Origin of the sequence: Ramlibacter sp. (genome assembly GCF_035706265.1) — a bacterium.
Classification (GTDB): domain Bacteria; phylum Pseudomonadota; class Gammaproteobacteria; order Burkholderiales; family Burkholderiaceae_C; genus Ramlibacter.
Genome location: NZ_DASSVG010000183.1, coordinates 1 through 9,064, shown reverse-complemented (window position 1 = coordinate 9,064; position 9,064 = coordinate 1). Strand labels below are relative to the sequence as shown.

Genomic DNA, 9,064 nt, shown 5'->3' with positions numbered 1-9,064 from the left:
GATTCCTCCGCGGCCGCGCGGGCGACGGCCATGGAGACGGCCAGCATGGCGTTGGCGCCCAGGCGGCTCTTGTTCTCGGTGCCGTCCAGGTCGATGAGGGTCTTGTCCAGGAAGTTCTGCTCGGAGGCGTCGAGGCCCAGCACCGCTTCGGAGATCTCGGTGTTGACGTGCTCCACGGCCTTGAGCACGCCCTTGCCCAGGTAGCGCTTGGGATCGCCGTCGCGCAACTCGATCGCCTCGCGCGAGCCGGTGGAGGCGCCCGAGGGAACCGCCGCGCGGCCCATGGTGCCGGACTCCAGCAGGACGTCGCATTCCACGGTGGGGTTGCCGCGCGAGTCCAGGATCTCGCGGCCGACCTTGTCAACGATTGCGCTCATTCAGGTTTCTCTTGGGTTCAAAAAAACTTCCGGACGCAGAGGACGCAAAGGGTACGCAAAGGACGCAAAAGAAGCCATCTTGAAAATGTCTTTTTTGCGTTCTCTGCGTACCCTTTGCGTTCTCTGCGTCCTGCCTTCGGTATTCAGGTGCCTTCGATCAGCAGCATCCGCATCACGGCTGCTCCCTCGCGGGCCTTCTTTGCGGCCTGGTACTCGGGGGAGTCGTAGAAGGCGCGCGCCTTTTCGGTGGAGGGGAACTTCAGCAGCACCATGCGGCCCGGCGTCCAGTCGCCCTCGATCACCTGCGCGGCGCCGCCGCGGATGCAGACTTCCGCGCCGTGGGCCTTCATGGCGATGGTGGACAGCCGCTTGTACTCCTCGTACTGCTGCGGATCCGTGACGTCGACATTGGCGAGGATGTAGGCGCTAGGCAAAGTCGTTCTCCAGCAGGCGGTTCTTCTTGGTCACGCGATCGAGTGCCACCAGCGTCTCCAGCAGGGCGCGCATGTGCTTCAGCGGCACCGCGTTGGGCCCGTCGGAGAGCGCCTTGGCCGGATCGGGGTGGGTCTCCATGAACAGGCCCGCCACGCCCACCGCCACCGCGGCGCGCGAGAGCACCGGGACGAACTCGCGCTGGCCGCCGGAGCTGGTGCCCTGGCCGCCCGGCAGCTGCACGGAGTGGGTGGCGTCGAACACCACCGGCGCGCCGGTCTCGCGCATGATCGCGAGCGAGCGCATGTCGGAGACCAGGTTGTTGTAGCCGAAGCTGGCGCCGCGCTCGCAGGCCATGAACGCGTCTTCCGGCAGGCCCTTCTCGCGCGCGGCGTCGCGGGCCTTCTGGATCACGTTCTTCATGTCGCCGGGGGCGAGGAACTGGCCCTTCTTGATGTTCACCGGCTTGCCGGACTGGGCCACGGCGCGGATGAAATCGGTCTGGCGGCACAGGAACGCGGGCGTCTGCAGCACGTCGACCACCTTGGCCACCGTGGGCACCTCGGCCTCGGTGTGGACGTCGGTGAGCACGGGCACGTTCAGCTCGCGCTTCACCTTGGCCAGGATCTCCAGGCCCTTTTCCATCCCGGGGCCGCGGAAGCTGGCGCCGGAGGAGCGGTTGGCCTTGTCGTAGCTGCTCTTGAAGACGAAGGGGATGCCCAGCGCGGAGGTGATCTCCTTCAGCTGGCCGGCCACGTCCATCTGCAGTTGCTCGGATTCGACCACGCAGGGGCCGGAAATGAGGAAGAAGGGCCGGTCCAGGCCGACCTCGAAACCGCACAGCTTCATGTCAGCCCACCACCTTGAGGGATTTGGCGCTCGTGCCCTGCCGCTGCGCCTGGTGCTCGCAGGCGGCATGGATGAAGGCGTTGAACAGGGGATGGCCGTCCCAGGGCGTGGACTTGAATTCCGGGTGGAACTGCACGCCCATGAACCAGGGGTGCACGTCCTGCGGCAGCTCGACGATCTCCGTCAGGTGCTCGCGCTGCGTCAGCGCGGAAATCACCAGCCCCGCCTTGCGCAGCTGGTCGAGGTATTTCACGTTGGCTTCGTAGCGGTGGCGGTGCCGCTCGGTCACCACATCGCCGTAGATCTGGTGGGCCAGCGTGCCGGGCGCGACGTCGGAGCTCTGCGCCCCCAGGCGCATGGTGCCGCCGAGGTCGGACTGCTCCGTGCGGGTCTGGATCGCGCCGCTCGCGTCCTGCCATTCGGTGATGAGGGCGATCACCGGGTGCTTGGTCGCGGGATCGAACTCGGTGCTGTTGGCGCCTTCGAGGCCGGCGACGTCGCGCGCGTACTCGATGGTGGCGACCTGCATGCCGAGGCAGATGCCCAGATAGGGCACCTTGTGCTCGCGGGCGTGGCGGGCGGCGAGGATCTTGCCTTCCACGCCGCGCTTGCCGAAGCCGCCGGGCACCAGCACGGCGTCGAACTTGGCGAGCTGGCCCACCGTCTCCGGCGTGATCGTCTCGGAATCGACGTAGTCGATCTTCACCCGCACGTGGTTCTTCAGGCCGGCGTGGCGCAGCGCCTCGTTGAGGGACTTGTAGCTGTCCGACAGGTCGACGTACTTGCCGACCATGGCGATGTTGACCTCGCCGCGCGGATGCTCCACCTCGTAGACCAGCTGGTCCCAGCGCTTCAAGTTGGCCGGCGGCGTGTTCAGGCGCAGCTTGTCGCAGATCAGACCGTCGAGGCCCTGCTCGTGCAGCACGCGCGGCACCTTGTAGATGGTGTCCACGTCCGGCATGGAGATCACGCCCCACTTCGGCACGTTGGTGAACAGGCTGATCTTGTCGGCCTCGTCCTCGGGGATGTTGCGGTCGGCGCGGCACAGCAGGGCGTCGGGCTGGATGCCGATCTCGCGCATCTTCTGCACCGTGTGCTGCGTGGGCTTGGTCTTCAGCTCGCCGGCGGCCTGGATGTAGGGCACGTACGTCAGGTGGACGAAGGCGGAGTTGTTGGGGCCCAGCTTCAGGGCCATCTGGCGCACCGCTTCCAGGAACGGCAGCGACTCGATGTCGCCCACCGTGCCGCCGATCTCGACGATCGCCACGTCCACTTCGCTCTCGGTGCCCATGCCGGCGCCGCGGCGGATGAATTCCTGGATCTCGTTGGTGACGTGCGGGATCACCTGCACCGTCTTGCCCAGGTAGTCGCCCCGGCGCTCCTTCTCCAGCACGCTCTTGTAGATCTGGCCGGTGGTGAAGTTGTTGGCGCGGCGCATCCGGGTGGAGATGAAGCGCTCGTAGTGGCCCAGGTCCAGGTCGGTCTCGGCGCCGTCGTCGGTGACGAACACCTCGCCGTGCTGGAAGGGCGACATCGTGCCCGGATCCACGTTGATGTAGGGATCGAGCTTGATGAGGGTGACTTTGAGGCCCCGCGACTCCAGGATCGCTGCGAGGGAGGCTGAGGCGATTCCCTTGCCCAGGGAGGACACCACACCGCCGGTGACGAAGACGAATTTGGTCATGTCGGTCGGGAGGTGCGTGCTCCCGGGGAGGTGGTAAAGCAGGATTATAAGGTTGGGCGTTGAGCGTTCAGCGTTGAGGGTTGGACGTCCGAGGCGCGGCACGCCCGACTTCCAACGCGCCCACGCTCAACGCTCAACGCTTGACGCTCAACGCTAAACTCGACTCATGAACGACCTCGCCGGCAAGCACATCGTCCTCGGGCTCACGGGCGGCATCGCGTGCTACAAGTCCGCGGAGCTGTGCCGGGCGCTGGTGAAGGAAGGCGCGACGGTGCAGGTGGTGATGACCGCGGCGAGCGAGCAATTCATCACGCCCGTGACCATGCAGGCGCTGTCGAACCGCCCGGTCTACTGCTCGCAGTGGGATCCGCGCGAGCCGAACAACATGCCGCACATCAACCTGTCGCGGCAATCCGACGCCATCCTCATCGCCCCCTGCAGCGCCGACTTCATGGCCAGGCTGGTGCATGGCGCGGCCGACGAGCTGCTGTCGCTGATGTGCCTCGCGCGGCCGATCGCCACCGTGCCGCTTCTGATCGCGCCGGCGATGAACCGCGAGATGTGGGCCCACCCCGCCACCCAGCGCAACATGGCGCAGCTCGCCGCCGACGGCGCCACCCTGCTGGGGGTGGGCAGCGGCGAGCAGGCCTGCGGCGAGACCGGCGACGGCCGCATGCTGGAGCCGGAGCAGATCCTCGAGGACGTGGTGGCCTTCTTCCAGCCCAAGGTGCTGGCCGGCCGCAAGGTGGTCGTCACCGCGGGGCCCACCTTCGAGGCGCTGGATCCGATCCGCGGCATCACCAACCATTCCTCCGGCAAGATGGGCTTCGCCATCGCGCGTGCTGCGCACGAGGCCGGCGCCGAAGTGAGCGTCGTTGCCGGGCCGGTGAGCCTGCCCACGCCGCGCGGCGTGCGCCGCATCGACGTGCGTTCGGCGCGCGAGATGCTGGCCGCCACCGAGGCCGAGGTCGCGCAGGCCGACGTGTTCGTCGCCACCGCCGCCGTGGCCGACTGGCGGCCCGCCACCGAATCCGGGCAGAAGATCAAGAAGGAGGGTGGCAGCCCGCCGCCCACCGTGAGCTTCACCGAGAACCCCGACATCCTGGCCACCGTGGCGCGCAGCGCGCGGGCGCAGGCGGGCGCGCTGTTCTGCGTCGGCTTCGCCGCCGAGAGCCACGACCTGGCCGCCAACGCCAAGGCCAAGCGCGAACGCAAGGGCGTGCCCCTGCTGGTGGGCAACATCGGCCCCAGCACCTTCGGCCAGGACGACAACCAGCTGCTGCTGGTGGACGCGCAGGGCGCGGTGGAGCTGCCGCGCGCCTCCAAGCTCGTGCTCGCGCGCCAGCTGGTCGCCGAGATCGCCCGCCGCCGCGCCCAGGCCTGAACCTTTTCCGAATGCAAGTCGACGTCAAGATCCTCGATCCGCGCATGGCGGACCAGTTGCCCACCTATGCCACGCCGGGCAGCGCCGGGCTGGACCTGCGCGCCTGCCTCGATGCGCCGCTCACGCTGGCGCCCAACGCCTGGCAGCTGGTGCCCACCGGCATTGCCATCTGGCTGAAGGACCCCGGCTATGCGGCGCTGATCCTGCCGCGGTCAGGCCTGGGCCACAAGCACGGCATCGTGCTGGGCAATCTCGTCGGCCTGATCGACAGCGACTACCAGGGCCAGCTGATGGTGAGCGCCTGGAACCGCAGCGACACGGCCTTCACGCTGCAGCCCATGGAGCGGCTCGCGCAACTGGTGATCGTGCCGGTGGTGCAGGCCGCCTTCCGCGTCGTCGCCGAATTCCCGGCCACGCAGCGCGGTGCAGGGGGCTACGGCTCCACAGGGAAGAGCTGATGCCCGGGCGCGTGCGCAGCGCCTGACAAGCTGCACAACGCGGTCCTACGTGTAAGTGCGGGAAAGCCTGCACCCTCGCGCGGCTTGCGCTCGTTTCAATGAGCTGTACAGGGTGCACCCGCGGTGGGTGGCGCCGTGTGCAGATCAGCAAACGAAGGAGAATTCCATGCGCACCTTTTCCCGTCTTGCCTCCGTGGTGACCGGCGGCCTGGCCCTCGCGACGCTCGCGGCCTGCTCGTCGTATCCGGTCGCGAGCACCTATCCGACCTATTCGAGCTATCCGACGACCACGACGGCCACCTATCCGGTCGCGAGCTATCCGGTCGCGGGCACCGAATACGGCCGCATCGTGAACATCGAATACCTGCCGGTGGGCACCAACGCGCCGCTGGGCGGCCGCAACGTGCTGGGCGCGGTGGTCGGCGGCGTGGTGGGCGGCCTGCTGGGCAACCAGATCGGCGGCGGCTCGGGCCGCACGGCCGCGACGGTGCTCGGTGGCGTGGCCGGCGCTGCGGTGGGCAGCCAGATCGCGCGCAACTCGCAGGGCATCACCACCCAGGCGGGCTATCGCATCACGATGCAGACGGACCAGGGCCTGATCCGCACGTACGAAGTGCCGGCCACGGGCGACCTGCGCGTGGGCGACCGGGTGCGCGTGGACAACGGCGTGATCTATCGCGGCTGAGCGCCCGTCGCGCCATGAAGAACGCCCGGTCTGCGCCGGGCGTCATTGAACAGCCGGACGCAAAGAACGCGAAGGTTACGCAAAGGACGCAAAAGGAATCCTGTCGAAGGTGTCCCTTTTGCGTTCTTTGCGCTTCTTTGCGTCCTTTGCGTCCGGCTGTTGACTGGCGGCTCGGACCGCGCAGCCTTCAATCAATCGCCGATGCGGAAGAACCCCGTCCCCAGCGTGCCGCGGCCCACTTCCTCCTCGGTTGCCTCGCGCACGGCCTCCACCTTCAGGTGCAGGCGGATCGCGATGCCGGCGAGCGGGTGGTTGCCATCGAGCACGACGTGCTCGGGGTAGATCTCCGTCACCGTGTACAGCAGGTTCTTCGGCGCGTCCTGGCTGGTGGCGCCGGCGGGCAGGCCCTCGAAGGTCATGCCTTCCTCCAGCTCCTTGGGAAAGACGCTGCGCGGCTCCAGGAACACGCGCTGTTCGTCGTAGTCGCCGAAGGCGTCCTCCGGCTCCAGGTGCAGGTCGAGCCGGTCGCCGGGCTCGTGGCCCTGCAGCGCTTCCTCCACCTTGGCCAGCAGGTCGTTGCCGCCGACCAGGAACTCCACGGGATCCTCTAGGCGGTCGAGCTCTTCGCCCAGGGTGTCCTTCAGCGTCCACGTCAGCGCGACGACGCAGTTCGGTGTGATTTCCATAGGAGAATTGTCGCAGTTCCCCATGGATCCCACCGCACCCCTGGCCCTGCTCGGCGGCCTGAGCCCGGCCGTGTTCATGAAGAGGCACTGGCAGAAGAAGCCCCTGCTGGTGCGCCAGGCCATCCCGGGCTTCCAGGCCCTGCTGCCGCCGCGCGACCTGTTCGCGCTGGCCGCGCGCCAGGAAGTCGAATCGCGCCTCGTCGTGCACGAAGGCCGCTCCTGGCGGCTGCAGCGCGGCCCGTTCGCGCGCCGCGCCCTGCCGGCGCTGAAGCAGCCCGGCTGGACGCTGCTGGTGCAGGGCGTGGACCTGCACCACGCGGGCGCGCACGCGCTGCTGCACCAGTTCGGCTTCGTGCCGGCCGCGCGGCTCGACGACCTCATGATCAGCTACGCCACCGACCGCGGCGGCGTCGGCCCGCACTTCGACAGCTACGACGTGTTCCTGCTGCAGGCACAGGGGCGGCGCCGCTGGCGCATCGGCCGCAGCTCGGACCTGCAGTTGCAGCCGGACGTGCCGCTGAAGATCCTGGCCCGCTTCGAGCCGGAGCAGGAGTTCGTGCTCGAGCCTGGCGACCTGCTGTACCTGCCGCCGCGCTATGCGCACGACGGCATCGCCGAAGGCGAGTGCCAGACGTACTCGATCGGCTTTCGCGCGCCCGCCCAGGCGGAGCTCGCGCGCGAGCTGCTGCAGCGCATCGCCGACGAGGCCGCGGAAGAGGGCGCGCAGCGCCTGTACCGTGACCCGGCCCAGCCCGCCACCGAAACGCCCGGCGCGATCCCCGCGGGACTGCGCGCCTTCGCGCAGGAGGCGCTCGCCGCCGCACTGAAGGATGCATCCGCGCTCGATCGCGCGCTGGGCGAATACCTCACCGAGCCGAAGGCCAACGTGTGGTTCGAGCCCGGGCGCGCGCCGCGCCGCCTGCGTTCGCTGGTGCTCGATGCGCGGACGCGCATGCTGCACGACGAGCGCCACGTGTTCGTCAATGGCGAGGCCTGGCGCGCCGCCGGCGCCGATGCGAAGCTGATGCGCCGGCTGGCCGACCGGCGCCGGCTCGATGCGACGGACCTGGCGCGCGCCAGCGAGGCCGCGCGCGAGTTGCTGGCTTCGTGGTGCGAGGCCGGCTGGGCGCACGCGAACGGCGAGTAGCGAACCCGCCGAGGAGGAGGATTGCCATGAACGAAGAAGCTGCCGCGCCCCTGCCTTCGCGCCGTTTCGAGGGCCGCGAGGAATTCCGCCAGTTGCTGCGCGACGCGCTCGCGTGCGCAGCGCGCGAAGGCTGGCGCGAGATCATCCTCAGCGACCCGGACTTCGAGGACTGGCCGCTCGGCGAGCGCGCCGTCGCCGAGTCGCTGCAGGCCTGGTCCGCGGGCGGACGCCGCATGGTGCTGCTCGCGCGCAGCTACGAAGTGGTGCTGCGCCAGCATGCCCGCTTCGTGCAGTGGCGCCGCCTGTGGTCGCACATCGTGACGGCGGTGGCCTGCCCCGCGGCCGACCGGCTGGACCTGCCCAGCGCCCTGTGGAGCCCGCGCTGGGTGCTGGAACGGCGCGACCTCGCGCACTGCAACGGCTATTGCGGCGACGAGCCCGAACGCCGCGTGCTGCTGCGCGAAGCTTTGAACGAGTGGCTGCAGAAGGCCACGCCCGCCTTCCCGGCGACGACCCTGGGACTGTGAGGAAAAGTTCCCTTACCTAGGGTCACCCCTGAGGAAAAAGCTATTGCGGTATATAATTTTTGGCTGTGTTGGAGGGGGATTCGGCCCTCTTTCGCTCCAACCGGCGGCTTGCCCGCAGGAAAAAGTTCCGGATCGTCGTCCCGTCCCTAGAAGGAAACTGAAATGAAGAAATCGCTCGTTCTGGCCTCCCTGGTTGCTGCCGTCGCCCTCGCCGCTTGCGGCAAGAAGGAAGAGCCGGCGCCCGCGCCCGCCCCGGCTGCTGCCCCCGCCCCCGCTCCGGAACCCGCGCCCGCGCCGGCTCCTGCCGCCGCCCCCGCCGCCGACAGCGCTGCTTCCGCTGCCACCGGCTCCGCCTCCGCTGCTGCCGACACGGCCACCGGCGCGGCCACGCCCGCTTCCGGCGCCGCTTCGAATTGAGCGGCCAGCGCGCTGCGCGCGCTCCCGCATGAAAGCCGCCCTCGGGCGGCTTTTTTCATGGTGCGGCTACGCGGTCAGCCAGCCGCTGCCGCTGGGGCCGTCGGCGACATGCACGTCGTCGGGCCCGCAGGCCAGCGCCTGCGCCAGTGCGGCACGCGCCAGTTCGGGCTTGTTGTTCTGCTCGCTGAGGTGGCCGGCGACCACCTGCCGCAGGCGGCCGGCCGCCAGCACCGATTGCGCGAGTTGTGCCGCGGCGGAGTTGGCGAGATGCCCGTAAGGCCCGGCCACGCGCCGCTTCAGGAAGGGCGGGTAGCGCGAGGCGCGCAGCATCTCCTCGTCGTGGTTGCATTCCAGCAGCAGGGTGGCGCAGCCCGCGAGTTCCTGCATCACGTGCGCCGTCACGTGCCCGAGGTCGGTG

General features: G+C 68.9%; 10 protein-coding genes and 2 pseudogenes. 6 read left to right on the top strand and 6 right to left on the bottom strand.

Annotated features, from left to right (window positions below):
- The 4 genes and pseudogenes from eno to VFM98_RS06905 form a co-directional block, all read right to left on the bottom strand.
- Positions 1 to 377: pseudogene (eno, locus tag VFM98_RS06920) on the bottom strand (phosphopyruvate hydratase); the annotation flags it as partial.
- A gap of 143 nt (positions 378 to 520) precedes the next feature.
- A complete protein-coding gene (locus VFM98_RS06915) occupies positions 521 to 811 on the bottom strand; it encodes a DUF1330 domain-containing protein (RefSeq protein WP_325109174.1) in 291 nt (96 codons plus the stop codon).
- Positions 804 to 1,658 carry a 3-deoxy-8-phosphooctulonate synthase gene (kdsA, locus tag VFM98_RS06910; RefSeq protein WP_325109173.1) on the bottom strand — a complete coding sequence of 285 codons (855 nt, stop codon included), beginning with the start codon at positions 1,656 to 1,658 and terminating at the stop codon, positions 804 to 806. The genes VFM98_RS06915 and kdsA overlap by 8 nt, the downstream gene beginning before the upstream one ends.
- Before the next feature lies 1 nt (position 1,659).
- On the bottom strand, positions 1,660 to 3,342 hold the full coding sequence (locus VFM98_RS06905) for a CTP synthase (RefSeq protein WP_325109172.1): 1,683 nt from the start codon (positions 3,340 to 3,342) through the stop codon (positions 1,660 to 1,662).
- 166 nt (positions 3,343 to 3,508) lie between these two features.
- Here VFM98_RS06905 and coaBC point away from each other — a divergent pair, with 166 nt between their 5' ends.
- The 3 genes from coaBC (at position 3,509) to VFM98_RS06890 (ending at position 5,869) form a co-directional block, all read left to right on the top strand.
- A complete protein-coding gene (coaBC, locus tag VFM98_RS06900) occupies positions 3,509 to 4,726 on the top strand; it encodes a bifunctional phosphopantothenoylcysteine decarboxylase/phosphopantothenate--cysteine ligase CoaBC (protein ID WP_325109171.1) in 1,218 nt (405 codons plus the stop codon).
- An 11-nt stretch (positions 4,727 to 4,737) separates the two neighbouring features.
- Positions 4,738 to 5,184, top strand: coding sequence for a dUTP diphosphatase (gene dut / locus VFM98_RS06895; RefSeq protein WP_325109170.1), 447 nt, complete (start codon positions 4,738 to 4,740; stop codon positions 5,182 to 5,184).
- 166 nt (positions 5,185 to 5,350) lie between these two features.
- Positions 5,351 to 5,869 (top strand): glycine zipper 2TM domain-containing protein, encoded by a 519-nt coding sequence (locus VFM98_RS06890; RefSeq protein WP_325109169.1) that lies wholly within the window; start codon positions 5,351 to 5,353, stop codon positions 5,867 to 5,869.
- Positions 5,870 to 6,060: 191 nt separating this feature from the next.
- Here VFM98_RS06890 and VFM98_RS06885 read toward each other — a convergent pair whose 3' ends face one another.
- A complete protein-coding gene (locus VFM98_RS06885) occupies positions 6,061 to 6,555 on the bottom strand; it encodes an FKBP-type peptidyl-prolyl cis-trans isomerase (protein WP_325109168.1) in 495 nt (164 codons plus the stop codon).
- Between the two features lie 22 nt (positions 6,556 to 6,577).
- Here VFM98_RS06885 and VFM98_RS06880 point away from each other — a divergent pair, with 22 nt between their 5' ends.
- The 3 genes from VFM98_RS06880 (at position 6,578) to VFM98_RS06870 (ending at position 8,646) form a co-directional block, all read left to right on the top strand.
- The gene (locus VFM98_RS06880; protein WP_325109167.1) at positions 6,578 to 7,702 is read left to right on the top strand and encodes a cupin domain-containing protein; all 1,125 of its coding nucleotides are present in this window, start codon (positions 6,578 to 6,580) and stop codon (positions 7,700 to 7,702) included.
- A gap of 26 nt (positions 7,703 to 7,728) precedes the next feature.
- Positions 7,729 to 8,229 carry a hypothetical protein gene (locus tag VFM98_RS06875; RefSeq protein ID WP_325109166.1) on the top strand — a complete coding sequence of 167 codons (501 nt, stop codon included), beginning with the start codon at positions 7,729 to 7,731 and terminating at the stop codon, positions 8,227 to 8,229.
- Positions 8,230 to 8,391: 162 nt separating this feature from the next.
- A complete protein-coding gene (locus tag VFM98_RS06870) occupies positions 8,392 to 8,646 on the top strand; it encodes a hypothetical protein (protein WP_325109165.1) in 255 nt (84 codons plus the stop codon).
- Between the two features lie 66 nt (positions 8,647 to 8,712).
- Here VFM98_RS06870 and VFM98_RS06865 read toward each other — a convergent pair.
- Positions 8,713 to 9,064: pseudogene (locus tag VFM98_RS06865) on the bottom strand (MBL fold metallo-hydrolase); the annotation flags it as partial.

Bases quoted from the DNA above. Each gene is read 5' to 3' on its own strand.
- VFM98_RS06875 (WP_325109166.1), top strand. From the start codon at position 7,729: ATGAACGAAGAAGCTGCCGCGCCCCTGCCTTCGCGCCGTTTCGAGGGC.
- VFM98_RS06885 (WP_325109168.1), bottom strand. From the start codon at position 6,555: ATGGAAATCACACCGAACTGCGTCGTCGCGCTGACGTGGACGCTGAAG.
- VFM98_RS06870 (WP_325109165.1), top strand. From the start codon at position 8,392: ATGAAGAAATCGCTCGTTCTGGCCTCCCTGGTTGCTGCCGTCGCCCTC.
- coaBC (WP_325109171.1), top strand. From the start codon at position 3,509: ATGAACGACCTCGCCGGCAAGCACATCGTCCTCGGGCTCACGGGCGGC.
- VFM98_RS06890 (WP_325109169.1), top strand. From the start codon at position 5,351: ATGCGCACCTTTTCCCGTCTTGCCTCCGTGGTGACCGGCGGCCTGGCC.
- kdsA (WP_325109173.1), bottom strand. From the start codon at position 1,658: ATGAAGCTGTGCGGTTTCGAGGTCGGCCTGGACCGGCCCTTCTTCCTC.
- VFM98_RS06880 (WP_325109167.1), top strand. From the start codon at position 6,578: ATGGATCCCACCGCACCCCTGGCCCTGCTCGGCGGCCTGAGCCCGGCC.
- dut (WP_325109170.1), top strand. From the start codon at position 4,738: ATGCAAGTCGACGTCAAGATCCTCGATCCGCGCATGGCGGACCAGTTG.
- VFM98_RS06905 (WP_325109172.1), bottom strand. From the start codon at position 3,342: ATGACCAAATTCGTCTTCGTCACCGGCGGTGTGGTGTCCTCCCTGGGC.